Annotated in this window: 27 protein-coding genes; 23 read left to right on the top strand and 4 right to left on the bottom strand. The window is 63.8% G+C overall.

Features of this window, described 5'->3' with window-relative positions; all coding sequences use genetic code 11:
* From AB4Z51_RS10920 to AB4Z51_RS10910, 3 genes are read left to right on the top strand one after another with little or no spacing between them, the layout of a single operon-like run.
* Positions 1-2,052, top strand: a complete 2,052-nt coding sequence (locus AB4Z51_RS10920) for an FUSC family protein (protein WP_441497397.1) — start codon at positions 1-3, stop codon at positions 2,050-2,052.
* Entirely contained in the window at positions 2,049-2,255 is a 207-nt protein-coding gene (locus AB4Z51_RS10915; protein WP_028146630.1) for a DUF1656 domain-containing protein, read from the top strand. The genes AB4Z51_RS10920 and AB4Z51_RS10915 overlap by 4 nt, the downstream gene beginning before the upstream one ends.
* Positions 2,252-3,118, top strand: a complete 867-nt coding sequence (locus AB4Z51_RS10910; RefSeq protein WP_439034622.1) for an efflux RND transporter periplasmic adaptor subunit — start codon at positions 2,252-2,254, stop codon at positions 3,116-3,118. The genes AB4Z51_RS10915 and AB4Z51_RS10910 overlap by 4 nt, the downstream gene beginning before the upstream one ends.
* A gap of 660 nt (positions 3,119-3,778) precedes the next feature.
* Here the strand turns inward: AB4Z51_RS10910 and AB4Z51_RS10905 are convergent.
* The gene (locus AB4Z51_RS10905; RefSeq protein ID WP_441268321.1) at positions 3,779-4,990 is read right to left on the bottom strand and encodes an acyl-CoA dehydrogenase family protein; all 1,212 of its coding nucleotides are present in this window, start codon (positions 4,988-4,990) and stop codon (positions 3,779-3,781) included.
* Between the two features lie 568 nt (positions 4,991-5,558).
* Here AB4Z51_RS10905 and AB4Z51_RS10900 point away from each other — a divergent pair.
* From AB4Z51_RS10900 to AB4Z51_RS10885, 4 genes are read left to right on the top strand one after another with little or no spacing between them, the layout of a single operon-like run.
* Positions 5,559-6,287: an outer membrane protein gene (locus tag AB4Z51_RS10900; RefSeq protein WP_441268320.1), complete on the top strand. Its 729-nt coding sequence runs from the start codon at positions 5,559-5,561 to the stop codon at positions 6,285-6,287.
* Positions 6,288-6,338: 51 nt separating this feature from the next.
* Positions 6,339-6,848, top strand: a complete 510-nt coding sequence (locus AB4Z51_RS10895) for a porin (RefSeq protein ID WP_441497396.1) — start codon at positions 6,339-6,341, stop codon at positions 6,846-6,848.
* Positions 6,849-6,900: 52 nt separating this feature from the next.
* Entirely contained in the window at positions 6,901-7,659 is a 759-nt protein-coding gene (locus AB4Z51_RS10890; protein WP_071915031.1) for an outer membrane protein, read from the top strand.
* Between the two features lie 31 nt (positions 7,660-7,690).
* Positions 7,691-8,224, top strand: a complete 534-nt coding sequence (locus tag AB4Z51_RS10885; protein WP_063983914.1) for a porin — start codon at positions 7,691-7,693, stop codon at positions 8,222-8,224.
* 82 nt (positions 8,225-8,306) lie between these two features.
* Here the strand turns inward: AB4Z51_RS10885 and AB4Z51_RS10880 are convergent, their stop codons facing one another.
* Together AB4Z51_RS10880 and AB4Z51_RS10875 are read right to left on the bottom strand one after the other, a co-directional pair.
* Positions 8,307-9,425, bottom strand: a complete 1,119-nt coding sequence (locus AB4Z51_RS10880) for a glycoside hydrolase family 172 protein (protein ID WP_441268319.1) — start codon at positions 9,423-9,425, stop codon at positions 8,307-8,309.
* 92 nt (positions 9,426-9,517) lie between these two features.
* Positions 9,518-11,107, bottom strand: coding sequence for a long-chain fatty acid--CoA ligase (locus AB4Z51_RS10875; protein WP_441497395.1), 1,590 nt, complete (start codon positions 11,105-11,107; stop codon positions 9,518-9,520).
* 163 nt (positions 11,108-11,270) lie between these two features.
* On the opposite strand from AB4Z51_RS10875, the gene AB4Z51_RS10870 reads away from it, so the two are divergent.
* From AB4Z51_RS10870 to AB4Z51_RS10795, 16 genes are all read left to right on the top strand, one after another.
* A complete protein-coding gene (locus AB4Z51_RS10870; RefSeq protein WP_441268317.1) occupies positions 11,271-13,133 on the top strand; it encodes a flavin-containing monooxygenase in 1,863 nt (620 codons plus the stop codon).
* Positions 13,130-13,936: a shikimate dehydrogenase family protein gene (locus tag AB4Z51_RS10865; RefSeq protein WP_441497394.1), complete on the top strand. Its 807-nt coding sequence runs from the start codon at positions 13,130-13,132 to the stop codon at positions 13,934-13,936. The genes AB4Z51_RS10870 and AB4Z51_RS10865 overlap by 4 nt, the downstream gene beginning before the upstream one ends.
* A 119-nt stretch (positions 13,937-14,055) precedes the next feature.
* On the top strand, positions 14,056-14,889 hold the full coding sequence (locus AB4Z51_RS10860; RefSeq protein ID WP_063983910.1) for a lytic murein transglycosylase: 834 nt from the start codon (positions 14,056-14,058) through the stop codon (positions 14,887-14,889).
* Between the two features lie 105 nt (positions 14,890-14,994).
* On the top strand, positions 14,995-15,216 hold the full coding sequence (locus AB4Z51_RS10855; RefSeq protein ID WP_028146622.1) for a hypothetical protein: 222 nt from the start codon (positions 14,995-14,997) through the stop codon (positions 15,214-15,216).
* A gap of 12 nt (positions 15,217-15,228) precedes the next feature.
* A complete protein-coding gene (locus AB4Z51_RS10850) occupies positions 15,229-15,651 on the top strand; it encodes a hypothetical protein (protein ID WP_063983909.1) in 423 nt (140 codons plus the stop codon).
* A 387-nt stretch (positions 15,652-16,038) separates the two neighbouring features.
* Complete coding sequence (locus tag AB4Z51_RS10845; protein ID WP_014496047.1) at positions 16,039-16,485, top strand: MaoC family dehydratase; 447 nt, start codon at positions 16,039-16,041, stop codon at positions 16,483-16,485.
* 100 nt (positions 16,486-16,585) lie between these two features.
* Entirely contained in the window at positions 16,586-17,098 is a 513-nt protein-coding gene (locus AB4Z51_RS10840; RefSeq protein ID WP_354237903.1) for a hypothetical protein, read from the top strand.
* A 289-nt stretch (positions 17,099-17,387) separates the two neighbouring features.
* The gene (locus tag AB4Z51_RS10835) at positions 17,388-18,545 is read left to right on the top strand and encodes a helix-turn-helix transcriptional regulator (protein ID WP_441268846.1); all 1,158 of its coding nucleotides are present in this window, start codon (positions 17,388-17,390) and stop codon (positions 18,543-18,545) included.
* 228 nt (positions 18,546-18,773) lie between these two features.
* Positions 18,774-19,748: an AraC family transcriptional regulator gene (locus tag AB4Z51_RS10830; protein ID WP_441268315.1), complete on the top strand. Its 975-nt coding sequence runs from the start codon at positions 18,774-18,776 to the stop codon at positions 19,746-19,748.
* Between the two features lie 135 nt (positions 19,749-19,883).
* Entirely contained in the window at positions 19,884-20,132 is a 249-nt protein-coding gene (locus AB4Z51_RS10825; protein WP_441268314.1) for a DUF6894 family protein, read from the top strand.
* Positions 20,133-20,205: 73 nt separating this feature from the next.
* Positions 20,206-20,334 carry a hypothetical protein gene (locus AB4Z51_RS10820; protein ID WP_441268313.1) on the top strand — a complete coding sequence of 43 codons (129 nt, stop codon included), beginning with the start codon at positions 20,206-20,208 and terminating at the stop codon, positions 20,332-20,334.
* A 144-nt stretch (positions 20,335-20,478) separates the two neighbouring features.
* Entirely contained in the window at positions 20,479-21,597 is a 1,119-nt protein-coding gene (locus AB4Z51_RS10815; RefSeq protein ID WP_441268312.1) for a helix-turn-helix transcriptional regulator, read from the top strand.
* Positions 21,598-21,705: 108 nt separating this feature from the next.
* On the top strand, positions 21,706-22,824 hold the full coding sequence (locus AB4Z51_RS10810; protein ID WP_247307270.1) for a helix-turn-helix transcriptional regulator: 1,119 nt from the start codon (positions 21,706-21,708) through the stop codon (positions 22,822-22,824).
* Positions 22,825-23,055: 231 nt separating this feature from the next.
* Positions 23,056-23,313 carry a hypothetical protein gene (locus tag AB4Z51_RS10805; protein WP_441268310.1) on the top strand — a complete coding sequence of 86 codons (258 nt, stop codon included), beginning with the start codon at positions 23,056-23,058 and terminating at the stop codon, positions 23,311-23,313.
* Complete coding sequence (locus AB4Z51_RS10800; RefSeq protein ID WP_441497393.1) at positions 23,252-23,491, top strand: hypothetical protein; 240 nt, start codon at positions 23,252-23,254, stop codon at positions 23,489-23,491. Before AB4Z51_RS10805 ends, AB4Z51_RS10800 begins: the two co-directional genes overlap by 62 nt.
* Positions 23,492-23,506: 15 nt before the next feature.
* Positions 23,507-24,235 (top strand): sulfite exporter TauE/SafE family protein, encoded by a 729-nt coding sequence (locus AB4Z51_RS10795; RefSeq protein WP_063983902.1) that lies wholly within the window; start codon positions 23,507-23,509, stop codon positions 24,233-24,235.
* Here the strand turns inward: AB4Z51_RS10795 and AB4Z51_RS10790 are convergent.
* Positions 24,232-26,035, bottom strand: a 1,804-nt coding sequence (locus tag AB4Z51_RS10790; RefSeq protein WP_441497392.1) for an efflux RND transporter permease subunit, incomplete at its 5' end; no start/stop codon positions are given. The two genes, AB4Z51_RS10795 and AB4Z51_RS10790, sit on opposite strands and share 4 nt — an antisense overlap.

Below are 26,035 nucleotides of genomic sequence, written 5' to 3'. Positions count from 1 at the left end.
ATGCGCGCAGACGAGCCGTTCCTGGTCCGCCACGCGGACGTCATTTTTGCGTTGAAGACGTTTGCCGCGTCGATGCTGGCGCTCGTCATCGCATTCGCCATGGACTTGCCGCGGCCCTATTGGGCGATGGCGACCGTCTACATCACCTCGCAGCCGCTGGCGGGCGCGACCAGCTCAAAAGCGTTCTTCCGCGTCATGGGCACGCTGGTCGGCGCCGCCATGACGGTGGCGCTGGTGCCGAACCTGATCGATGCGCCGGAATTGCTTTGCCTCGCGATCGCGCTCTGGGTCGGACTCTGCCTCTATCTGTCGCTGCTCGATGGCACGCCGCGCAGCTACGTCTTCATGCTGGCGGGATACACGGTCGCATTGATCGGGTTTCCCTCGGTCTCGGAGCCCGGCGCCATCTTCGATACCGCCATTGCGCGGGTGGAGGAGATTTCCCTCGGCATCATCTGCGCGAGCCTCGTCTCCACCATCGTCTTTCCCCGCAGCGTCGCGCCAGCCGTCGCCAATCGCGTCGACGCCTGGCTGTCGGATGCGCAGCGCCTGAGCCAGGCGGTGCTGCTTCGCCAGGGAACGAGTGAAACGCGCCGTGGCAGGCGACTCAAGCTTGCGACCGACATCGTCGAGATCGACACGCTTTCCACTCATCTTGCGTATGACCGGCTGACCGATCGCAATGCGGTGACTGGCCTCGGCGAGATCCGGCTGCGCATGCTGATGCTGTTGCCGGTGATCGCCTCGCTGGAGGATCGGCTGGCAGCGCTGGGGGAGGAGGCGTTGCGCCGGCAGCCCGAGCTGAAGCGGCTGCTGGAGGATCTTGCGCAATGGATTGCGAGCGATGTCGGCGCGCGGCAACCTGCCGAGCCGATCCGCGCCGCGATCGCAGAGCGACAGGCGGTGCTCGATGACAGCGCCTCATGGGAGCGGATCATCACCACGAGCCTGCTGTTGCGGCTGCGCGAGCTGGTCGACCTCTCGCGCGACTGCCGCGTGCTCAGCGAGGCCATCGCCGAGAGCCGCAATGTTTCGACGCTCGACCTGGCCTTCCGTTCCGAGGCCGGCGCCGCGCCGGTGCGCCATCGCGACCGCGGCCTTGCCTTGTGGTCGGCGGTCGGCGCGGCCACCGCCATCCTGATCTGCTGCGCGTTCTGGATCGGGACCGGCTGGCCGGACGGCGCCTCGGCGCCGATGATGGCGGCGGTCGCGTGCTCCTTCTTTGCCGCGCAGGACGAGCCCGCACGTTTCATCCGCAGTTTCGGCCTGTGGTCGCTGGTCGCCATCGTGGTCGTCGCGATCTATCTGTTCGCGCTGGTGCCCGCGATCTCCAATATTGAGGTTCTGATCGTCGCGCTGGCGCCGACCTTTCTGCTCTACGGCTTCCTGATCGGACGGCCGGCAACGGCGGGAACAGGCATGGCGCTCGCGGCCAACACGGCCACGCTGCTGGCGCTGCAATCGACCTACAGCGCCGACTTCGCATCCTATGCCAATTCTGCGGTCGCCTTCTTCGTCGGCGTCGTCATCGCCGAGCTCGTGACGCGGATCGCGCGCGGCGTGGGCGCGGAGTGGGTCGCCCATCGCCTGGTGCTGTCGAGCTGGAAGACGCTCGCGGTCGCTGCCGAGCGCCGCGGCAAGCATGATCGGGCAGAGTTTGCGGGCCTCATGCTGCATCGGCTCGGGCTGCTGGTGCAGCGCATCGCCTTCCTCACCGAGAGCGATCGCCACGATGCCGATAGCCTCGTGCAGCTTCGAATCGGGATCAATATCATCGACCTGCGCCGCGCCCGCTATGGGCTTGCCGCAACCACTATTGCCGTCATCGACGACATGCTTGATCAGCTCGCGATCGCTTGCCGCAACCATGCCGGTGGAGGAATGCCGACCGAGCTGTTGACCAGCGTCGATCGGGCGCTGGCCAAGGCGGTGACGGATTCCAATGACCGCGCGCGCGAAGACGCTCTGATCGGCCTCGTCGGCATCCGCCGCGGCCTGTTCCCGGACGCACCGGCCTACCGGCCGCGTACAGGCGCGAGTGTTGCCGCATGAGATACGTGATCGACATCTATGGCGTGCTCGTGCCGGCGCTGCTGCTGTGGATCATCGTCGCCTATGTCCTGAGCGCGATCCTGCGCCGGCTCATGCAGCGCTTCGACCTCTACCGGCTGGTCTGGCACCGTGCGCTGTTCGATTTCGCGATTTTCGTCTGTCTTCTCGGCGGCGTCGTCTATCTCTCGGAGTTTTTGCCATGAAGGGGAATTTCGCCTGGTTTGGCCGCCTTGCGCTGACCGTTGTCGCCGTCGTCGCCGCGCTCGCGGTCGGCCGTGAACTTTGGGTCTATTACATGGAGCAGCCCTGGACCCGCGACGGTCGCGTCCGCGCCGATGTGGTGCAGGTCGCGCCTGACGTCTCCGGGTTCGTCACGGAGGTGCTGGTCAAGGACAACCAGAAAGTCCATCGCGGCGATGTGCTGTTCCGGATTGATCGCGAACGTTTCGCGCTGGCCTTGCGGCAAGCCGATGCATCCGTGGCGGGTCATCAGGCCACGCTCGACCAGGCCAATTCCGATTTGAAGCGCTACAGCGCGCTGACCACCGATGCGGTATCGCAGCAGAAGCAGGAGCAGGTGTTGGCCACCCAGCTCCAGGCCAAGGCGGCGTTCGATCAGGCCGTCGCCGACCGCGCGGTCGCCCAGCTCAACCTCGATCGCAGCGAGGTCCACGCCTCCGTGAACGGTGTCATCACCAATATGGATCTGCGTCCCGGTGCTTACGTCACGGCCGGCAAGGGCGTGATGGCGCTGGTCGACACGGATACGTTGCACGTGGAGGGTTATTTCGAAGAGACAAAGCTCGCGCGCATCCGCACCGGCGACAAGGTGCGGGTCCGCCTGATGGGCGAAACGGTCACGCTGTCGGGCCATGTCGAGAGCATCGCCGCCGGCATTGAGGACCGCGACCGCGCTGAGGGCGCGAACCTGCTTGCCAATGTCAACCCGACCTTCAGTTGGGTGCGGCTCGCCCAGCGCGTCCCCGTGCGCATCGCGTTGGACAATGTCCCCGACACCATCTCGCTCGTCGCCGGCCGCTCCGCGACGGTAGAGGTATTGGACTAACGCAACGAGCCCATGGATCGCGCCTGGCTTGGGGAAAACCGCCAACAGGCGTTTCAATGCCAAATCGCAGGGCTAATCCTGACGCGCTTGTGTGAGTCGGGGGACCGTATGGGCGTTTGGTTTTTAGTCCTGGCAGCCTGCGTCGTCGGTGCGTTGCTTCTTCTGGCATTCTGCCGATAGAGCCGACAGCGGACGCAAATGTTGCTGCGAAGCATCAGCCAGCCGTTGAATAGCGGTTCCAGACCGATGGTTTTTGACTGTGCATGGATGACCGCGTTCACTTCCGGGATCGGAGGCGGACATGAGCTGGTTGTTTGTGTTTCTCATTGCCGCGAGCGCAGTCGTTCTGATCGCCCATGCGATTGACGCGATGCGTTCCTGATACTGCCTGCGACTCGGTTTCGTCGGTAGCTAGGTAAGCGACGAAATTGTTCCGAGACGGGCGAGTGTCAATTTGAGGAACCTGGTCCTGCAGGCCAAGGTTGTCACAGCAGGAGGAATACGATCATGCTTGCGTTCTATCTGCCGATCATCATTTTCGGAGCGATGCTCGAAGCGATTTCGAAGCAAAATGTCTCTGCACCCATCCAGGAGCCGCCAAGCATCGATTAGACTTCGACGCTCAGGCGTTCCGCTCGGGACTGACGAACCAGCGTCTGCTCAGGCATTCGAGTATTTCTTCAGCTCGAACCGCGCGATCTGGTTTCGGTGCACCTCATCCGGCCCATCGGCAAGCCGCAGCAGGCGCGCGGTCGCGTAGGCCTGGGTCAGACCGAAATCGTTCGAGGTGCCGCCGCCGCCGTGCGCCTGGATGGCCCAGTCGATGATCTGGCAGGCCATGTTGGGCACGGCGACCTTGATCATCGCGATCTCGGCCTTCGCGACCTTGTTGCCGACGGTGTCCATCGCATAGGCGGCGTTGAGCGTCAGCAGCCGGGCTTGCTCGATCATGATGCGGGCTTCCGCGATTCGCTCCTGCGTCACGGTCTGCTCCGAGACCGGCTTGCCGAAGGCGACGCGGCTGCGCACGCGGCGGCACATCTTTTCCAGCGTACGCTCGGCAAGGCCGATCAGCCGCATGCAGTGATGGATGCGGCCGGGGCCGAGGCGGCCCTGTGCGATCTCGAAGCCGCGGCCTTCGCCCAGCAGCATGTTCTCCTTGGGCACGCGCACATTGGTGAAGACGACCTCGGAAGCGCGGTCGGGCACGCCGTAGAAGCCGAACACGGGCAGCGGACGCTTGACCTCGATGCCCGGCGTGTCCATCGGCACCAGGATCATGGATTGCTGCTTGTGGCGGTCGGGATTGTCCGGATCGGTCTTGCCCATGAAGATGCAGATCTTGCAGCGCGGGTCGGTCGCGTTGGTCGTGTACCATTTCCGCCCGTTGATGACGTAATGGTCGCCGTCGCGCACGATCGAGCTTTCGATGTTCGTCGCATCGGATGATGCGACCGCGGGCTCGGTCATGGCGAAACAGGAGCGGATTTCGCCAGCGAGCAGCGGCTTCAGCCAGCGCTCCTTGTCCTGCTCCGTGCCATAGCGCTCCAGCACCTCCATGTTGCCTGTGTCGGGCGCCGAGCAGTTGAACACTTCGGGCGCCAGATGCGTGCGCCCCATCACCTCGCAGAGCGGGGCATATTCGAGATTGGTGAGACCCGCGCCGTGGCCGGACTCCGGCAGGAACAAATTCCAGAGACCTTCGGCGCGCGCCAGCGGCTTCAGCTCCTCGACAACGGGATAGACCTTCCACGGTCCGAGCTCTTCCGCTTCGCGATAGAAGCGCTCCTCGTTCGGATAGATGTGCCGATCCATGAAACTTTCGAGCTTGCGCTTGAGCTCGACGACTTTGGGCGACATCGGGTAGAGCATCTGGACCTCCTGTAGATCAAGCAGCGCCTGCACGCGGGGCCGGCCTGCATCAGAATCGAGTCGGCGATAGCGGCGCTTGCCTCATCGCATTTTCATCGGCGCGGCTCTGCGCAAATCGCGTCAGGGCTCACCTGTTGCGTAGCGATATTGACGCCCATTCATGCGTTGTCTTGCGTTTGTGCACCGAATGAGAAGCGCGTGGGAAACAATCAGCAACTGTGACTTTGACGCGACTGGCAATCCGAAAGGTCGTGCCTAAGATCGGCCTCAATCAAAAGTGGGGGCAGCAGTCATGACAACACAAGGGGACTACGGAAGCACATCCTTACGGATCGCGCGCCCCTAGTTCGCCAGTCGATAGGACGCGGAGCGCATTGTCCTAGACTGCGCGCGGGTTCTTCCAACAACCGGTAGTCCGTCCCGTCGATCCGCAAGCTGCGCGGTCGCCGGTTTCGTTCGTTCAAAAGCAAGCAAGGGCTTGATCCAAACGTTGCGTCTCAAGGCACAATCTAAAATAGAGAAATATAAGAATATCAATCTTGAATTCGAAAAGGAAATGGACATCGACATGCACACGCAATCAGGACGTTCCGTAACTCACCGCATCAGACTCGCCGCCACCGTTGCAGCGGTGAGCGCGATTATCACTTCACCTGCTTTCGCCGGCGGTCCGCTGCCTGCACCCGTCGTCTCCTGGTCTGGATTCTACGCCGGTGTCCATGGCGGCTGGGGATGGGGGAAGTCGGAGTTTCGCGATCCCCTCAACAGCCCCGCCAACAATCCGTTCTCTGCCTACTACAACGGACCGCTCGCGGGCGGGCAGCTCGGCTACAATTGGCAGCTGGGCAACTATGTCCTTGGTGCCGAGGTCGACGGCTCCTGGTCCTTCGTGAAGGGCAACACCAGCACCTCGCCCCTTCTCACGTCGAGCACCACCAACGGGGTCGGCTACACCGCCCTCGCGACCGCGACGGGCCGTGTCGGCTACGCATCGGGCCAATGGCTCGCCTATGCCAAGGGCGGTGCCGCCTATGCCCGCATGGAGCTTTCGTCGCGGTTCACCCCGGAGATCACCAACTACAACCGCGAGCTGTTCGGTGCCGTCGGCGGCGTCGGCCTGGAAGTGGCCTTCTTGCGCAACGTCTCCGCCAAGGTCGAATACAACGCGATCTTTCTCCCCACCGAAACGCTGCATTGGGTGAGCCAGGACACGACCTCCGAGATCAAGCATTTCGTCCAGGTGGTGAAGGCCGGCATCAACGTCCGTTTCAACGGCGACGGCGGCCTCCCGCGTTAATTCCCCGGCACATCGAAACAACATTCAACAGAAATCCTCGGAGACAACATCATGTCCACCATGTCCAAGATCGCCGCAGTCGTCACCGCCGGCCTCGGCGCCATGATCGCCGCACCAAGCCACGCCGCCGCTCCAGTCGAGTACGTCAAGGTCTGCTCCTTGTACGGCGCCGRCTTCTTCTACATTCCGGGCACCGACACCTGCACCAACGCCAACCAGATCGCGACGAACCAGTTCGATCTCGCGCGTGCGCAGACCCGCGCTTCGACCGGCACCGCGATGGCCGCGTCGCTCGTCGCGCCGTGGCTTCCGACCGGTACCAACTACGCAGTCTCGACCCACTGGGCGACCTATGACGGCCAGCACGCCGCGGGCTTCTCGGGCCTGATGCGGGTCTCCGGCAATTTCGTGTTCTCGGGCGGCTTCTCGCTCGGCCTCGACAAGGGAAGCCTCACGTCCCTCACCAACCGCACGCAGACGGAATTCGGCACGGCGATCCCGGCGCAATCGTGGAGTGACGTCCGTGGCCTCGGCCGCGCGGGGTTCATGTACGCCTGGTGATGCACGCGACGCTCGCTCCTAAAATTCATTCTGACATTTGAAAGACCATCCCATGACAATCTCTCTCTCGCGATCGGCGCGCCGCTTCCTCTCCTGCGTTGCTGCCGTCACGCCGCTTCTCGCGGCCATGCCGCTCACCGCCACATCCGCGAACGCGGCCGACATGACCGTGAAGGCTCCGGTCGTCGCTCCGGTGCCGCTCTGGAACGGCTTCTACATTGGTGCTCATGGCGGTTATGGCATGGGCAGCAGCCGGCTCGTCGACCCGAGCTTCGCATTCGCGCAAGATCGCTTCACGATGGACACAAAGGGCGCGCTCGCAGGTGCGCAGGTTGGCGCCAACTGGCAGTTCGACAACATCGTGGTCGGTGCCGAGCTCGATCTTTCCTGGGCGTCGATCAAGGGCAATCGTCCGTTCGATCCCGCGAACCCCATCTTGTCCGGGCTTTCAGTGTCGTACCAGGCGATGGCGACGGGCACCGGTCGCATCGGCTACGCGTTTGATAACGTACTGGCTTACGCCAAAGGCGGCGTTGCCTGGGCCAATGTCGCCTACCAGGCCTATGTCGGCACGGTTGCTCCGCTCGACGTGAACCACCAGCGGACCGGCTTGACCGGCGGCGTCGGCCTTGAATACGCGCTGACGAGCAATCTCTCGGCGCGACTGGAGTACGACTACCTTTATTTCGGTCCGGCCGCGATCGCGCTGAGCACACGGATCAGCACCCAGAACGTCGACCACGACCTTCATCTCGTGAAGCTCGGCGTGAACTACCGCTTCAACGGCGATGCCATCGTTGCTCGTTACTGAGCCGCGTCAACGTCACTGATTGGAGACAAACATGTGGAAGCAAATCAACGCGGCACGAGACGTCTTCCGACGTCACCTGCGCGCTATCCTTGCGACTGCCGCTCTGGTTCTGGCGATCCCGACGCCCGGCCATGCTGCGGTCGAGTACGAAAAGATCTGCTCGGTCTACGGTGCCAACTTCTTCTACATACCGGGTACTGACACCTGCGTGAACGCGGGGCAGACGGTGCAGAGCCAGTTCGATCTCGCACGCCAGATTACCCGTGCAGCGACGGGAACGGCCATGGCGACTTCGCTCGTCAATCCGTTCCTGCCCGACGGGACCAACTATGCGATCTCGACGCACTGGGCCGTCTTCGACGGGCAGCATGCCGCCGGTGTGGTCGGAATGATCAGGATCCAGGGAAACCTGTCACTGACCATGGGCATCGCGTTCGGTCTCGATCGCGGCAGCTTGACGTCCACGTCCAACCGGACCGCGACGGAGTTTGGCGTGGCGCTTCCGGCGCAGTCGTGGAGCGACGTGCGCGCCCTTGGACGGGTGGGGCTCCAGTATTCCTGGTAGCCGGCGCCGAACACGAAGGCGCCGCCCGGACGATCTTCACGACGTCCGGGCGGCGCAAATGCTGTGAGCGCAGGAAGGGCGGCTAGCCGATTTCGAGATAGTCCGGGCCGGGCAATGTCGGGAAGGGCGGGGTCGGCAGCGTCTGGTACCAGAACGCGACCGAGGCGATGTCGTCCTGCAATGGAAGATACTTCGCCTCCTTGACGCCCGGCAGCCAGCCCAGCGCCTGGATCGTCACGCGCAGATCGGAGCGGAAGCGCACGGGATCGGGGATGTGCCAGCGGTACAGGCCGAAGCGTTGCTGCGACTTGTAGACGCCATCGGGACGGATCACCTGCGGCAGGCCGGCATAGGGCGTGGTGAATTCCTGGTAGCGGGATTGTTGCGCCGGACCCTGGCCGGCATGCGCGACATAGGGGTCGAAATTATAGGCGCCGCAGAAATAATCCTCGGTGCCGGTGCCGCAGATGGTCGGGAATGCACCGTCGCCGTCGATGAAGAACTTGATCTCGCCTTCGCCCCACCAGCCATTGTTGTTGACGCCCCAGGCCATATAGGTGCCGACATAATGGCCCGCACCGCTGACGCCATCGAGGATGGTGTAGACCTCTTTGTACGGCAGCGGATTGGTACGCCGGAACTGCGCATGGAAATAGGCGCAGTCCTCGGGCACTTCAGTGAGCGTGTAGTTGATCTGGTAGTAGACGGTGAGCTGCTCCTCGCTGCGGTTCTCCAGCGTGAAGCGCGCGCGCTTGCGGAACGGCATTTCCCAGTAGCAGTTGAAGGCGCGGCCGGGATTGACGCAGACCGCGAGCGAGGACACCTGCGCGAACTCCTCCCATCCGCAGGCGAAGAAATCGCCGGCCGGGCATTCCACGCTTGGCAGCGTTTGGTCGTCCCAGTAGATGCGCAGGATCGAGTGACGAAGGCGCCCGCGCGCCAGCGTCATCCAGATCTGCTGGATCGCGCCCTGGCCCTGAATGTCACCGAGCGTAAAGGTAGCGCCGGGCTCGATGACGACATAGGGCGAGATCTTCCAGCCCTGGCCGAGATCGCGAGCCTGGCGTGCGGCGGGTCCGTCGACGGACATGCCGCCCTTGCCCTTCTCGCCGGTGAAATTCTCGGGGCTGATCGAGCGCGTCTGCGCATTCGACAGGCGCGACAGATTGCCGAGATGCAGGCCCAATCCGGAAAACGCCATGCTGTCCTCGATCCCTGGAGTTAGCGACACCTCGATATATCGCCGTCGAATCTACCAAAAGATGAAGACCGCGCACGCAGGGTGCGCGTACTTCAGGCGACGCGGTACTCCCTAAACTTCTCGCGCAGCGCGGATTTGAGCACCTTGCCGGTGCCGGTCATCGGAAATTCGTCCAGGAATTCGACCGCATCCGGCATCCACCAGCTCGCGATCTTCGGGCGCATGTGGTCGAGCAAGGTCTTGCCATCGACGGTCGCGCCCTTCTTGCGGACGACGAGGAGCAGCGGACGCTCCTGCCATTTCTCATGGTTGATCGCGACCACGGCGGCTTGCAGCACGTCGGGATGGGACAAGGCGACGTCCTCAAGCTGGATCGAGGAGATCCATTCGCCGCCGGACTTGATCACGTCCTTGGAGCGATCGGTCAGCGTGACGTGGCCCTGTGGATCGATTACGGCCATGTCACCGGTGATCAGCCAGCCGTCGCGGTCGAGACCCTCGTCGAGCTTCATATAGCCCGAGGCGACCCACGGCCCGCGTGCTCGCAGATGGCCGACGGTCTTGCCGTCGCGCGGCAGCTCGTTGCCGCCGTCGTCGACGATGCGCAAGGCTGTGCCGAAGCAGGCGCGGCCCGACACCTGGCGCCGGTCGAATTTCTCCTTGTCGCCGAGATGCTCGGAGCCGGGCCGCCCCCAGGCCTGGATGTAGTCGATGTCATAGTCGCGCTTGAGCTTCTCGACCATCGCACGCGGCGGCGCCGAGCCGGACGACAGTGTCGCGCGCAGCGTCGAGAATTTGTTGCCGGTGCGACCCAGCCAGTCGAGCAGGATCAGCCAGAAGCTCGGCACGCCGGCGGAGAGCGTCACCTTCTCGCCTTCGAGCAGCTCATAGAGCTTGTCGGGCTCATAGTTGCGGCCGGGCAGCACCAGCTTTGATCCCGTGTAAGGCGCGGTGAACGGCATGTTCCAGCCATTGCCGTGGAAGAGCGGCGCCATCGGCATCATGACTTCGCGCACGCCTTCGAGATGTCCCGGCAGGAAGTCGAAATTGCAGCAGGTCATGGTCTGCAGGATCGCGGCGCGGTGCGAGTAGATCACGCCCTTGGGGTTGCCCGTCGTGCCCGACGTGTAGCAGATGGTGGATGCGGATTTTTCGTCGAACTCCGGCCAGGCGAAACCGGCGTCGTTCTCGCTGGCGAGGAGATCCTCATAGCAATGCACGTTCGCGAGCTTGGTCTCCGGCATCCGCTCGCGCGAGGACATCACGACATAGGCCTCGATCGTCTTCAGCTGCGGCGCGATCGCCTCGACCAGCGGCAGCGTGGCGCGGTCGATGAACAGCAGCCGGTCCTCGGCGTGATTGATGATGTAGACGAGCTGCTCGGGAAACAGCCGCGGATTGATGGTGTGCAGCACATAGCCCATGCCCGGCGCGGCATAGAACATCTCGAAATGCCGGTGCGTATTCCAGGCCAGGGTGCCGACGCGGTCGCCTTGCTTCATGCCGAGCCGCTTCAGAGCCAGCGCCATGCGCTTGATGCGTGGATGGGCGTCGGCGTAGGTGTAGCGATGGATGTCGCCCTCGATCTCGCGCGCGACGATCTCGGCTTCGCCGTGATAGTCCGCGGCATACTGGATCAGGCCGCTGATCAGGAGCGGCATATCCATCATCAATCCCTGCATGGTCTCCTCCGCAGCCACGTCGTTGCGTGGCATATGTTGTGATTTGCGCGTGAGGTTAGCGGAACGTCACGGGACGATCACGCAAAAAGCGAGGGACGCGATTGCATGCGTCACTTTTTCGGGGCTAACTGATCCGAAGCAGCGTCCGCCGTGGAGGAAATCGATGTCAGCGGAAAGACACAAGACCGGTGCAGCCGGCGAATCTACGGTCGATATTTCCGCACTCCGTGCGCGCTATCGCGACGAGCGCGACCGGCGTTTGCGCGCCGAGGGCAAGGCGCAATATGTCGAGGCCGCAGGCGATTTCGGCCGCTATCTCGACGATCCCTGGGCCGATCCAGGATTTGCGCGCGCAGCTGTCAGCGAAGAGACCGAAGTTCTCATCGTCGGCGGCGGCTTCGGCGGCCTGCTCTGTGGCGCGCGTCTGCGCGAGGCTGGCATCGAGGATTTTCGTATCGTGGAAAAGGCCGCCGATTTCGGCGGCACCTGGTACTGGAATCGTTATCCCGGTGCGGCCTGCGATACCGAGAGCTACATCTATCTGCCGCTGCTGGAAGAGACCGGCTACATGCCGGTGCGCAAATATGCGCGCGCGCCCGAGATCTACGAACACTCCCGCCGCATCGGCCGTCATTTCGGCCTCTACGAGCGCGCGCTGTTTCAGACGATCATCTCGCGGATGGAATGGCAGGAGCAGGAGGGACGGTGGTTGGTCGAGACCGATCGTGGCGATCGTATCGGTGCACGCTTCGTCATCCTGGCCGGTGGCCCGCTGAGCCGTCCGAAGCTGCCTGGCATTCCCGGCATCGAGACCTTTAGGGGACACAGCTTCCACACCAGCCGCTGGGACTATGGCTACACCGGCGGCACGGCCGAAGGCGGTCTCACCGGTCTCGCCGACAAGCGCGTCGGCATCATCGGGACCGGCGCCACCGCCGTGCAATGCGTGCCGCATCTCGGCCGATCGGCGAAAGAGCTCTACGTCTTCCAGCGCACGCCATCGGCGATCGGCGTGCGCGATGATCGTCCGACGGACGCAAACTGGGCGCAGAACCTCAAGCCCGGCTGGCAGCGCGAGCGCATGGACAATTTCACTGCGGTGATCTCCGGCGAGCCGTTCGAACGGGATCTGGTGCAGGACGGCTGGACCGGCCTGCTGGGCGAGATCCTGCTTGCGCCGCGCCGCCAGCCGCAGCCGGTGACCTCGCTCGAAGAGGCGCTGAAGGTCATCGAGCAGGCCGACTATCGCAAGATGGAAGAGATCCGTGCGCGCGTCGATACCGTGGTGAAGGACGAAACCGCCGCGGCGGCGCTCAAGCCCTGGTACAAGGCGTTCTGCAAGCGGCCATGCTTCCACGACGAATATCTCGACACCTTCAATCGTCCCAACGTGCATCTGGTCGACACTAAAGGGCAGGGCGTCGAGCGGATCACCGAGAACGCCGTCGTGGTTGACGGCAAGGCCTATGAGCTCGACTGCCTGATCTATGCCAGCGGCTTCGAGGTCGGCACCGATTACGCCCGCCGCATGGGCTTCGAGGTTTACGGCCGTGACGGCGTGAGCCTGTCCGAGCGATGGCGCGATGGCGTCAAGACGCTGCATGGCTTTTACAGCCGTGGCTTCCCGAATTGCTTCCTGATCGTCACGGTGCAGGCCGGTCAGAGCGCCAATTTTCCGCACATCATCGACGAGCAGTCGCAGCACATCGCCTATGTGATCGCGGAGGCGCGCAAGCGCAAAGCGCGGACGCTGGAGCCGACGCTCGCTGCCGAGAACGCCTGGGTCGACGAAGTCGTCAAGGCCGCGCTCGGCCGCCAGACCTATCTGGCCGAATGCACGCCGGGCTATTACAACAACGAGGGCGTGTTCGATCCGATCGCGGCAAGAAACAGCCAGTACTGGCGCGGGCCGGTGGCGTTCCTGCGGCTGCTCGACAAATGGCGCAAGGAAGGCAATCTGGATGGCCTGGAATTGACTGAGGGGACCGAGGCGGGCGGCTCTCAGGTTCCGGCTTCAACGGCATGATCCCGGCTCTATCAGGCGCGACGCGGCTCTACGTCATCGTCGGCGATCCCATCGCACAGGTACGCTCGCCGGCAGGCGTAACAGCCGCCTTCGCCGCGCGCGGCCATGACGGCATTCTCGTGCCGGTCCAGGTCGCGCCAGCGGATTTGCCGGATTTCCTCTCGGTGGCAACGCGGCTGAAGAACCTCGACGGCATCGTCGTGACCATCCCGCACAAATTTGCCTGCTATCAGGCCTGCGCCAGTGCGACCGAGCGCGCACATTTCCTGCACACCGCGAACCTGATGCGCCGGCGCGCCGACCGCTCATGGCATGGCGACATGGTGGACGGCCTCGGCTTCGTTGGTGCGGCGCGGGCGAAGGGGATCGATCCCCGGGGCATGCGGGCGCTGCTCGTCGGCGCCGGCGGCGCAGGATCGGCGATCGCACTGGCGCTTGTCGAGGCCGGCGTGACCGATCTCGCGATTCACGACAGCGCGACCGAGCGCCGTGACGCACTGATCGGCCGGCTCAACGGGCGCGGCAGAACGCCTGTGCGGGTCGGCACCAGGGATCCCGCGGGCTTCGATTTCGTCGCCAATGYGACACCCGCCGGGATGAAGGAGGGCGATCCGCTGCCGGTCGATGTCGCGCGGCTTGCGCCGACGGCCTATTGCGGCTGCGTCATCACAAAGCCGGAAGTCTCGCCCTTCATCGCTGCGGCCCGCAGGATCGGCTGCGTGACCGGGACCGGTACGGACATGTACGAGCAGCACCAGGGCATCATGGTGGATTTCCTGCTCGGCCGCGACGGGGCAGGGTAGGCGGTCGCCCCGGTGTCAAGGCACAGGTTGCGCCGGATGGGGCTTGAGCGATCAGGGCCGACGTAGGATCATGGGCCGGCGCGAGCCGGTCGCGCACGTTTATGTGAGAGGACCAGGGAATGACCAAGGGCAGGACCGTTGCGACGGCCATGATCGGCGCTGCAGCGCTGCTTCTCTCGCTGGCGCCCATGTCCCTGATATCCATGGCCCACGCCGCCACATGCGGCAGCTCGCCGGCGGGCTTTGAGGCCTGGAAGCGCGAGTTCGGCGCGGAGGCGCAGGGCAAGGGCGTCGGCCAGACCGCGCTCTCGGCGCTGATGCAGACCAATTACGCCGGTGCCACGATTGCGGCCGACCGCGGCCAGCGCAGTTTTTCGCTGACGCTCGACCAGTTCCTCGCCAAGCGCGGCGCCACCACCATCGTGGCCAAGGGGCGGCAGCTCAAGCAGTCGCAGGCCGCCTTGTTCGCCTCGATCCAGCAGCGCTACGGCGTCCCGCCCGGGCCGCTGATCGCGATCTGGGGCATGGAGACCGGGTTCGGCAGCCAGCGCGGCAACCAGAACATGCTGTCGTCGATCGCGACCCTTGCCTATGACTGCCGCCGTCCCGAATTTTTTACCGACCAGCTCTATGCCGCCCTCAAGCTGATCGACCGCGGCACGCTGTCGGGGGCGACCCGCGGCTCCATGCACGGCGAGGTCGGCCAGACCCAGTTCATGCCCAAGAACATCCTGGCCTATGGCACCGGCAATCTCGAGGTTGCCGCCAATGCGCTGAACTCGACGGCGAATTTCCTGAAAGCTCATGGCTGGCGCGCAGGAGCCGGTTACCAGCCGGGCGAACCGAATTTTGCCGCTATCGAGGCTTGGAATGCTGCCGGCGTCTATCAGAAGGCAATCGCCCTGATGGGACGGCAGATCGACGAGGGAGGAGGGGCGGCCGCGTTGCGTTGAGGCCGCATGAAGGCTCGGCCGCGCACGAGAAAGTTCTTGCGTTGAGGAACTGACGGCACGAGGTTTGCTTTGATCGGGGGCAGGGCTGGCATGAGGAGACTCAATATGGCTACCCAGATCGTGATGGACCAGACTGGCGACACGCGCCACGAGTTTGATCCTGACAATGCCGAAGCGCTGGCGCGAGCCGAACGGCGCTTTCGTGAGCTGACCGGAGCGGGCTTCACCGCCGCCTATCGTACCGGACCCGGTGAAGTTACCCGCATCAAGTCATTCGATCCGACCGCGCACGAAACGCTGTTCTATCCCCGCCTGGTCGGCGGTTGATCTGAGCTGCTCATGATCGCGGCAATTTGGCTCCGTGCGCCGGCGCGTGCGCGTCTGCACGCGCTGCGCGAGCTCTATCGGCGCTTCTTCGGCGAGAACACGCCGGATGCCCGCGGCCGCCGGCTTTTGGCCGAATGGCTGTCGCCGGCGCAGCGCGCGCAATTCGAGCAGCATCGGTATTTCGATGTCATCGGCTGCGATACCGGCAAAAGGTACCGCATCCACTACGGCACGGCCGCCAATGTCCATGAGATCGACGATGAGGGGCGTGCGGCGATGGGATGGTGCTTCGTCCCGTCAGGCTTTCTCGTGCCCGGCGACGTGATGCTGGCGCAGAAGGTCGCGCTCGAGACCGACGAGAACGCGGCAATCGCGCTCGCCAACCGGTTTCCGCCGGCCACGCACTCGGAGCACTTTTACCGGCGCCCGTTCTAGCGGCCGGAGGGCGTACAGATCAGGAGTGCGTGGTGCGGTAGGCATCCAAAGCATGCGCCGCGAAGACAGCGACGCTGCAAAGCGCGAGCACGGCTGAGATCAGCTCGATCATAGCTCATCCTCCCGCAGCGGCTGGGAGACGAGATTTTGGCAGCAGGCATAATCCAAGATGAGGTCGAGGAAGAATTGCATGGTCGCCGTCCCTGTATGATTTTGATAACCAGATAACCGGCCATCTGTTTCAGGCGTGTTTCGTCGTTTTGGGAAACGGGTTTCGCGGGGAACCCGGGGCTGGTTTGTGCACCGCAGACCCGCTACATCCCGCGCTGCTTAGTCCTTCAGCCGCGCCTTTCCGGCGGGCGGCAAGTCATATTGCGAGGCAAAATCATGGCGCAGGTCGAGTGGTTCGACGATCTCACCATCGGAATGCGGTTCAAATCCCCCGAGGTGCAAGTCACCGAAGCCGACATCAAGCGCTTTGCAGCCGAGTTCGATCCGCAGCCGATGCATCTCGACCATGAGGCCGCCAAGCAGACCCTGTTCAACGGCCTGGCTGCATCAGGATGGCACACCGCCGCGATCGCCATGAACCTCGCGATCCAGGCCCGCCCGTTCGGCCCGCATCCGCTGATCGGCGCGGGCGTCGACGGTCTGCGCTGGACCATCCCGGTACGGCCCAATGACCGCCTGCATCTGGTCGGCGAGGTCATGAGCCTGACGCCGTCGAAGTCGAAGCCGCAGGGCATCGCGCTGGTGAAATGGACCATGTTCAACCAGAACGGCGAGGAGGTCTACACCTTCACCCCGATCGCCATCATCCCCAGGCGGGTGTAGGGCCGGCGACGTTCAGCATCGGCCGGGATCAGCCTCCTCGAGCCCTTGCGGGCCGCAGGCTGAGGTGGTCATCTCCACGTGGGGAACGCTGGAGGCTGACATGAGACGATTCCTTCTTGCCGCTTTGCTGAGCGCGGGCGCCTTGGGCGCAGCCGTCTCGAGCGCAGGGCCGGCGTTCGCGCAGCAATCCAGGGTCGGCGACTGGACCATCGAGAAGCGCGCGCAGGACACGCATTGCAATGCGAGCCGCGGCTACAAGGACAAGGAAGACGAGAACCGCAACTACGTCATCGTGATCACCTATTCCGAGAAGGCCATCGTGATCGTGATGATCTATGACGGTTGGGAGTGGGACAAGGTCGGCGAGATCCTCCGGGCCGACGTCGGCACCGATGACGCCGACATCATGAAGAAGGCGAAGTGGGAGGTCATGGACAAGACCACCGTGCGCGGCATCTTCGAATACGACCAGTCGATCATGGACCGGCTGTCGAAGGCCAGGCGTCTCTCGCTCGATTTCGAGGACGATGACGAGGACAGCATCGAGATGCAGATCCCGCGCGCCGGCGAGGCGCTGGCCGCGCTGAAGTTCTGCGAGGAGAACCGGAAGTAAAGTGCTGCGCCGCGCACAGTGCGCGCGATCGAGCAAGCAGCGCGAGGGCGCGTGACCCACAGCACACAGCCCGCGCGCTGTTCGCTTTTATCCTAGTCTTTGGCGAAAACGTCCAAGCCGCACCCTGCGGTTGACGTTACGCAAGGACGATGTTCGATATTTTAGCATCTCGCTGCACTGCTTTTTCCACGCCGAAGGCGACGATCGACCGCTCCGTCGGCTCTGCCAATGTCCAATGCGCAAGCTCCCTTCGTCACCGGGCCCGCACGCCGATCGCATCGTCCTTCCGATGACGATCCTCCAGGCAAACCGGTTCTCGTCTCTCGTCGGCGAGATCTACGATGCGGCGGTCGATCCTGCGCTGCGCAGCGGCGCGCTGGAACAGGTTTCACATTTCGTCGGCGGGTGCGCCGCGACCATCCTGTCCCGCGATGAGGCAAGGCTCTCGATCGAGATTCACCAGCATTTTGGCACCGAATCCCGCTTCCGCCAGCTCTATCGCGACAGATATGTCGAGCAGGATCCTCTGCTCGATCGTCATCTCGCTTTTGCGGCCGGGCACGCCATCGGCGTGACCGATATCATGCCGCACGCGGACTTCGTGGCGACGAGCTTCTATCGCGAGTGGGTCGAGCCGCAGGGCGCGATCGACCTCGCGACCGTCGCGCTCGAGAGATCGGACGCGCGTACCACGGTGTTGCAGGTGTTACGCCACCGATCCCGCGGAACCGTCGACGAGGCGATGCGCGAACGCATGCGGCTGCTCGCACCCCACATCCAGCGTTCCAGGATCATGGGCCGGCAGATCAGGGCGCGCTCGCATACCGTGGACGACCTTGCCGATGTGCTTGACGGCCTGAGCACGGCGATCTGCCTGCTCGATGCGGATGGCCGGGTCGTCCACGCCAACGCGGCGTGCCGGCAGCTGTTCGTCGATGCAAACCTGCTCGCGATGGTCGGCGACCGGATCGTGGTCCGTAACACCCAGGCCGACAAAATATTCCGCGGCCTGTTCGAAGTTGCCGCAGATGGTGAAACTCACCCGGCCGGTCGCCGCCGCATCGGGCTCGCGACGTCGGCGGACGGTCAGCACTATCTCGTCCAAGTCCTTCCATTGAAGCGGGAGCGCAGCCTGCCGAGAGACGTCGCGGCTACGGTGCTTCTCGTACAGAAGGCCGCGATGGTGCCATCGCTCGTGCCCGACGCCATTGCTGCGGCCTTCAGGCTGACGCGGTCCGAATTGCGCGTGCTGATGGCCATCGTCGAGGTCGGCGGCGTTCCCGATATCGCGGCAAAGCTCGGCATTGCCGAGACCACGGTGAAGACGCATCTCGGTCGCCTGTTCGAGAAGACCGGTGCCGGCAGGCAGGCCGACCTCGTGAAGATCGCGGCCGGCTTCACCGCGCCGTTTGTACCGCGAACGCGCCGCGACGACGACACCATGTGATTCATTTGACGGCGCGAGCCGCGCGGCGATGCAATCTCAATCCATTGTGATGAGCAGGATCGTCAGGTCCTCCGAACGTACGACGCGCGTCATTTGATACTTTCGTATATGGCGCCACTTGAATGAGAAGGGCAGCGTGCGCCACGGAACAATGCGCGCCGGCACCGGACGCGGGTGCGGGAGACGACAGCGCGTGAGCGAGCCTGCCTGTCGGTTGGAGAAATTGCAGTGAGCGGCAACGACGAATTTTCCATTCTCAATGTTTCGACGGACCACATTCCCGAAGACGAGCGTATGCCGCTGCTGCGCGAATTCTATTGCCGCGGCGTGCTCAAGGCGGAGGTCGAGCCGACGGACGAAAAACCGTTCGCCGCGAGCCTCACATCCCATGGCTTGCCGGACGTCCAGCTGGTGATCGGCGGGCTGGTCGGAGCTCGGGTCATCCGTACCAAGCAACTGGTCGTCGACGGCAACGACAGCCTTGGCCTGATGATCAACCGATCCGGCATCGTCGAAGTATCTGCGCGAGGACGAGATCTGAGGCTTCATCCCGGTGACGCGGTTCTGACGAGCGCGGAGGACGCGACGATCTACGAACGCCTCTCGCTTGGAAATTGTCTGTCGCTGCGCGTGCCGCGGCGGGTGCTGGCGCCCATGATCGTGGACATCGACGACACCGTGATGCGAATCATTCCGGAGCGCGCCACCGGACTTCGCCTGCTGGTCGACTACGCGACGTCTCTGGTGCGCGAGCGCGCGTTCGCGGTGCCCGCATTGCGCCAGCTCGCTGTTGCACATCTCCATGATCTGATGGCGCGTGTTCTCGGCGCGACGGATGAGGTTCACGAGCTGGCCGGGCGCCGAGGCGTCAGGGCCGCGCGGCTGCGGAAGGTGAAGTCCTTCATCGTCAACAATTGCTGGCAGCAGGACCTCTCGGTCGCGACCGTGGCGCAGGAATTCGGCGTGACCACACGCTATCTCCAGCGGCTGTTCGAAGCCGACGGCAAGACGTTCTCGTCCTTCCTGACCGGGCAGCGCCTCAAACGCGCCCATCGCATGCTGCGCGAGCCTGACTTCGCCGGGCAGCCGGTGAGCTCGATCGCCTACGACGTCGGCTTCGGCGATCTCTCTTATTTCAATCGTTGTTTCCGGCGGGCCTATGGCGCGACGCCCAGCGGCGTCAGGAGCGGCGAAGCGCTGTGACCGCGCGGTGCGCGGTTCGTGCGACCAGGCGGGTGCCTATCGCAGCGCGCCGCGTTCGGCCGACTACGTCTTCTAAGCGCGCGGAGTAGAACGATGACGCTGTGTTTCGGACGGCGCCGGCAGTTGGAGTTGTGAATGCGCCGCTTCTTCTTTGATCTCCTGGTCGACAATGTCGTGAAGATCGATCCGGGCGGCATGGTCTTCGAGCAGGCCAGGGCCACGTTCGTCGTGGCCGACGAGATGGCGAGACATCTGTTTGTCTGGCGTGACGATCTGCGCGATCGCGACGCCTGGATTCGCGTCAGGGATACCGGCGGACGAGAGGTCTATCGCGCGGCGGTCTGGTCGGAAAATTCCGAGAAGGTCGGCTGGGACCAGGCATGACGGTCCCGGCTTCACCTTCCAGGGCGGCAACGCCGACAACAGGTCGCGGCGCCAAGTACTCAACAATGCTGCGGTGGCCGGCTTCGGCTTCGACTACCGCACCACCCAAAACGTGTCCGTGTTCGGCGCGGTCGAGGGCATGATGATGTCCGACCAGAGCCGTACCGGCACGGCRAAAGGGGGCGTTCGCGTCGCGTTCTGAGTCGGCATCAGCCCTGGCGGCTTGAACGCGATGCCCGCCGGCCGGGCCCCATCCGCCCGGCCGGCGCCTCCTCCGATCGGAGGACGCCGCATGCTGTGGTTGTAGTATGCTTGGTGATATTGATCACTCAGGCCATTTCAAGCCATGCGCGGACTACGGAAGCTGCCCGAACTGGTCGAGTCCATCTATGACGCAGGGCTCGATCCCTCGCTGTGGAACAACGCCGTTGCCGGCATTCGCGATTTCGTCGGCGGGCAGGCCTGCGGGCTGTTTTCCAAGGATTCGATCAGCAAATTCGGCGTCACTCATTATTATTGCGGGGCCGACCCGCGCTACATCCAACTCTATTCAGAGACTTATTCGAAGTTCGACCCGCTGACGGTGCTGCCGCCGCATGGCGAGATCGTCAGCATCCCCGATCTCGTCAATTTCGCTGAATACCGGAAAGGGCGCTTTTACCAGGAGTGGATGCAGCCGCAGGGTTGCAGCGACGCGGCCAACGTCGTGCTCGAGACATCGCATGCGAGCTGCCCCGTGATGATGACGGTGCTGTCGGGCCGGCGCATGGTGGACCCAGCGATGATGCATCGGCTTTCGCTGATTGTGCCGCACGCCAGCCGCGCGCTGCTGATCAACCGCGCCATCACCTCGCAACTGACGCTGGCTACGGCGCTGGTGGATGTTCTGGACAATCTGGCGTCCGGTATCTTCCTGCTCGATGCCTTTTGCCGGGTGGTGCATGCGAATTCGGCTGGCCACGCCTTGTTTGTCGCCGCCGACGTGGTTCGGTCCGTTGCCGGGCAGCTAGTAACCAGCAGCGCGGAGGCCAATCAGACGCTGCGCGAGGCGCTTGCGACCCGCAGCGAAATTGCCCTGCTTGCCACACGGGGCCATGCGATCCTGCTGCTTTCGCCGAGCGGCGAGCGTTATGTCGCGCATATTCTGCCGCTGTCGTCCGTGCTGCGAAATGGCAGCGAGCAGGTGGTCGATGCCGCCGGTGCGCTGCTCCTGCGCAAGGTGTCGCCTGGCGGGCAGTCCTATGGCGAGCTGATCGCACGGACCTTCGGCCTCACGCCGGCCGAGCTGCGCGTGTTCCTGTCGATCGTGGAGGTCGGCGGCATCCCGGAAACGGCGGCAGCGCTCGGTATCGCAGAGACCACGGCGAAGACTCATCTGCATCGGGTGTTCGCCAAGACCGGCGTTTCGCGTCAGGCCGATCTCGTCAAGCTCGCGGCGGGATTCTCCAATCCGCTCGTCAACTGATCGGTCAATCGCTGTCGGGGTTGAACCTTTTGCTCCCACGATAGACTCAATTGTGCCGCCGGGCATGACGARCATTTCGCGATCTCCAAGTCACCATTGGCTGTTCTGATGTCCCGACCTCCCAAACAGTCCGAGTTGATCGAGAATATATATGACGCGGGTCTCCACCCTGAGTTGTGGAGTGATGTCGTCGTCAAGCTCAATGCGTTCATCGGCAGCCAGGCTTGCGGGCTGATTTCGAAGGATCCGGTCAGCAAGTCCGGCGCGACGCATTACTACTGCGGTGTCGATCCGCACTACATCCAGCTCTATGCCGAGACCTACGCCCAGTACGATCCGCTGGCACGGCTGCCTCGCTATGGCGAGGTTCGTAACATCCCCGATCTCGTGAATTTCGACGAATATCGCCGCGGGCGGTTCTATCAGGAATGGCTGCGGCCCCAGGGCTGCGTCGATGTCGCCAGCGTGGTTCTGGAACAGTCGAAGTCGCCGTGTCCGATGCTGATCACCGTGATTCCCGGCAAGGGGATGCTCGATGCCGAGCAGCGGGCGCGGATGCAATTCCTGGTTCCGCATGCGAGCCGGGCGCTGCTGATCAACCGGGCGATCGAGCGGAAGCAGCAGCGGGCGATCGCGCTCGCCGATGTCGTGGATCGGCTGAATGCCGGCGTCATCCTGCTCGATACGGCCTGCAACATCGTCCACAGCAATCCTGCCGCGGACACGTTGCTCGCCGCCGATGATGTCCTGCGGTCTGTCGCGGGCCGGCTGGCGGCACGATCTTCCGCGGCAAATTCGGCGCTGCGCGATATCTTCCGTGACGCAGGCGAGGTTGCCGTCGCGGCCGCCGCCGGACGAAAGATTCCGCTGATGTCGCATGACGGCTCCTACTACGTCGCGCACGTCATCGCGCTGCCGTCGTTGTTGCGTGAAGGCGCGGCGGAGCGCATGTCGGCGGTCGGCGCCCTGTTCATCTGGAAGGCGGAACTCGACGGCCGCTCATGTGCCGGCCTCATCGACCGCGCGTTCGAACTGACCCCTGCGGAGCTGAGGGTCATGCAATCGATCGTCGAGGTCGGCGGTGTGCCGGAGACGGCCGTGGCGCTCGGCATCGCGGAGACGACGGTGAAGACGCATCTGCATCGGGTGTTCGCGAAGACCGGCGTCTCGCGTCAGGCCGATCTCGTCAAGCTCGCGGCCGGCTTCTCCAATCCGGTTCTGCACTGACGCGCTTTCCGAAGGCGCAAGCGAGTCGCTCCGGCTCGCGATAGGTTCAAACAGCAGCATCATTAGAAAGTTATCGCGGGTCGTTCGATCGAATGACGCGATTCTCCGCGCTCTCTTCTACGAGAACTCACACGTTTTCTTGCTCGACGCGTTCGATCCTCGTGTGAAGCAACTCACAGCAAGCGGAAGTGAACCTCATCAATCTCTCGCACGAGTTGAGAGGAGATTGTCATGCGAAAGGCGTCACCAACTCCGGCCGGCAAGTTCCGCGACATCGTCGCGCGCATCGGCGCGGCATTCCGCGCGCAGCGCGAGATCGACGCGAAGCGCGCGTTGCGGCGCTACAGCCATTTGCTGGAGCAGTCGCATGAGACTTCGCGTTTGAATGAAATTATTCCCGTCTGCAATGAAGAGGATACTTTTGAAGATGCCAACAGAGTTGATCCGCGCGCGCGCGCGGCCGGCCGCACCACGTTCGAACGCGCGTAACGTCAACATTGTCGCCGCCGCGCTGACGGCGGCGCTCGTCACGCTTCAACTGGTCGGGCTGGCAATGCTGGAGCGTTCGCACGCGCAGCCGGTCTCTCGGCCTCTCCTGAATTCGCACGATGCGGAGCTCTGCACCGGGACTGCCGATGTCCCGGCGACGCAGACACCCTACGACTGAGCCGGAGAACGCATCGTGCCTGATATCACGACCAGCCTTCTCGTGAGCGTCGCCGTGTTCGCAGGCGCCTTCGTCTCGGGGCTCTCGGGCTTCGCGTTCTCGGCCGTGGCGGGCGCGATTCTGCTCCGCGTGTTTCAGCCGCTGGAGGCCGTGCCGCTGATGATGGCGTGTAGCATCGGCGTGCAGGCCACAAATCTGTGGGCGCTTCGGCGCAGCATCCGGTGGGAGGGCAGTCTGCTGCTGATCGTCGGCGGATTGATCGGCGTTCCCATCGCGGTGTCGCTGCTCCAATCCACGGACACGCATCTGCTCCGGCGCGGCTTCGGCATCATCGTCGCGCTCTATGCGGCCTACATGCTGCTGCGGCCGACGCTTGTGACGGCCGGTGAGGCAGTCGGCCGGCCCTGGGTCGCACTGATCGGGTTCGGGGGAGGGCTGGTCGGCGGCCTGACCGCGATGCCTGGCGCGATCCCCACGATCTGGTGCGACATGCGCGGCATGCCCAAGAGCGAGCAGCGCGGCCTGGTGCAGCCGTTCATCGCCGCGATGCAGGTCTTCGCGATCGCGCTGCTGGTCGGACACCAGGATCTATCGTCCAAGGTGTTCGTCGACCTCGCGATCAGCCTGCCTGCGCTGTTCGCAGGCTCAGCGCTCGGTGTGATCGCCTTTCACCGGGTCAACGAGACGGTCTTTCGCAAGACCGTGCTCGTTCTGTTGTTGCTCTCAGGGATTTCCCTGATCTAGTGGCCTGCGCCTTCGTGCTTGAGACCCTGGGCCGGCGCCGCGCTGGTGTCGCTGCTGTGATGCACCAGCGGCTTGTTGCCGGTGACGGTCCGGAGCAGCACATAGAACACCGGCGTCAGGAACAGGCCGAACACGGTGACGCCGATCATGCCGGAGAACACCGCGACGCCCATCGCGCGCCGCATCTCCGAGCCCGCGCCGGTCGAGAGCACCAGCGGCAAGACGCCCATGATGAACGCCATCGACGTCATCAGGATCGGACGCAGCCGCAAGCGGCTCGCCTCGATCGCGGCCCGGATCGGCGTGCGTCCGGCGAATTCGAGCTCGCGCGCAAATTCGACGATCAGGATGGCGTTCTTGGCGGAGAGGCCGACCAGCACGATCAATCCGATCTGGGTGAAGACGTTGTTGTCGCCCTTCGAGATCCAGACCCCGAACATCGCCGCCAGCAGGCCCATCGGCACGATCATGATGATCGAGAGCGGCAAGGTCAGGCTCTCGTAGAGCGCTGCCAGCACCAGGAACACCAGCAGGATCGCCAGCGGAAACACCCAGAGGCCGGAATTGCCGGCGATGAACTCCTGATAGGTCAGGTCGGTCCATTCGAAGGCAAAGCCGGGCGGCAATGTCTCCGCCGCGATCCGCGTCGCGACCTCCTGCGCCTGGCCCGACGAAAAGCCGGGCGCGGCGGCCGCGTTGATGTCGGATGACAAGAAGCCGTTGTATCTGATCGCGCGCTCCGGCCCCGCGCTCTGGCGGATCGTGAGCAGCGCCGACAGTGGCACCATGTCGCCGGAGGACGAGCGCACCTTCAACTGCCTGATGTCGTCGGCGCGGGCGCGGAACGGCGCGTCGGCCTGGACATAGACGGAGTAGGTGCGACCAAACTTGTTGAAGTCGTTGACGTAGTAGGAACCGAGGTAGATCTGCAGCGTGTTGAACACCTCGGTCACGGGCACGCCCAACTGAAGCGCCTTGGTGCGGTCGATGTCGGCAAAGAGCTGGGGCACGTTGACCTGGAAGCTCGAGAACACGCCGGCGATCTCCGGCGCCTTCTGCATCGCCGTCATGAACGCCTTGGTCGCCTCGTTCAGCGCTTCATAGCCGAGACCGGCGCGGTCCTCGATCTGCAGCTTGAAGCCGCCGATGGTGCCGAGGCCGTTGACCGGCGGCGGCGGGAACATGGCGATGAAGGCTTCCTGGATGCCGGAATATTTCTTGTTGAGGTCCGCCGCGATCGCGTTCCCGCTCAGGGCCGGACCCTTGCGCTCGTCGAACGGTTTCAGCGTCGAGAACACGATGCCGGCGTTGGATGAGTTGGTGAAGCCGGCGATCGACAGGCCCGGGAACGCGACCGAGCTCTCGACACCGGGCTGGGTCAGCGCGATGTCGCTCATCTTGCGGATCACCTCTTCGGTCCGATCGAGCGCCGCACCATCGGGCAGTCGTGAGAAGCCGACGAGATATTGCTTGTCCTGACCTGGCACGAAGCCACTCGGCACCTGCTGGAACAGGAAAGCGGTCACGCCAACCAGCACCACATAGAGGCCCATCACCGCGGCCTTGCCCGAGATCACTTTGGTGACGGTGYCGCTGTAGTTCTCCGACGAACGCGTGAAGGCCTTGTTGAAGCCACGGAAGAACCAGCCGAGGCTCTTTTCCATGATGATCGTCAGCCGGTCCTTCGGCTCGTTGTGGCCCTTGAGCAGCAGCGCCGACAGGGCCGGCGAGAGCGTCAGCGAGTTGACGGCGGAGATCACGGTCGAGATCGCGATGGTCAGCGCGAACTGCTTGTAGAAC

It is taken from the genome of Bradyrhizobium sp. 2TAF36 (assembly GCF_052114925.1).
In the GTDB taxonomy this organism is placed as follows: Bacteria; Pseudomonadota; Alphaproteobacteria; order Rhizobiales; family Xanthobacteraceae; genus Bradyrhizobium; species Bradyrhizobium barranii.
Note: the sequence above shows the minus strand (reverse complement) of the source record. Positions and strands in the feature narration are given on the sequence as shown.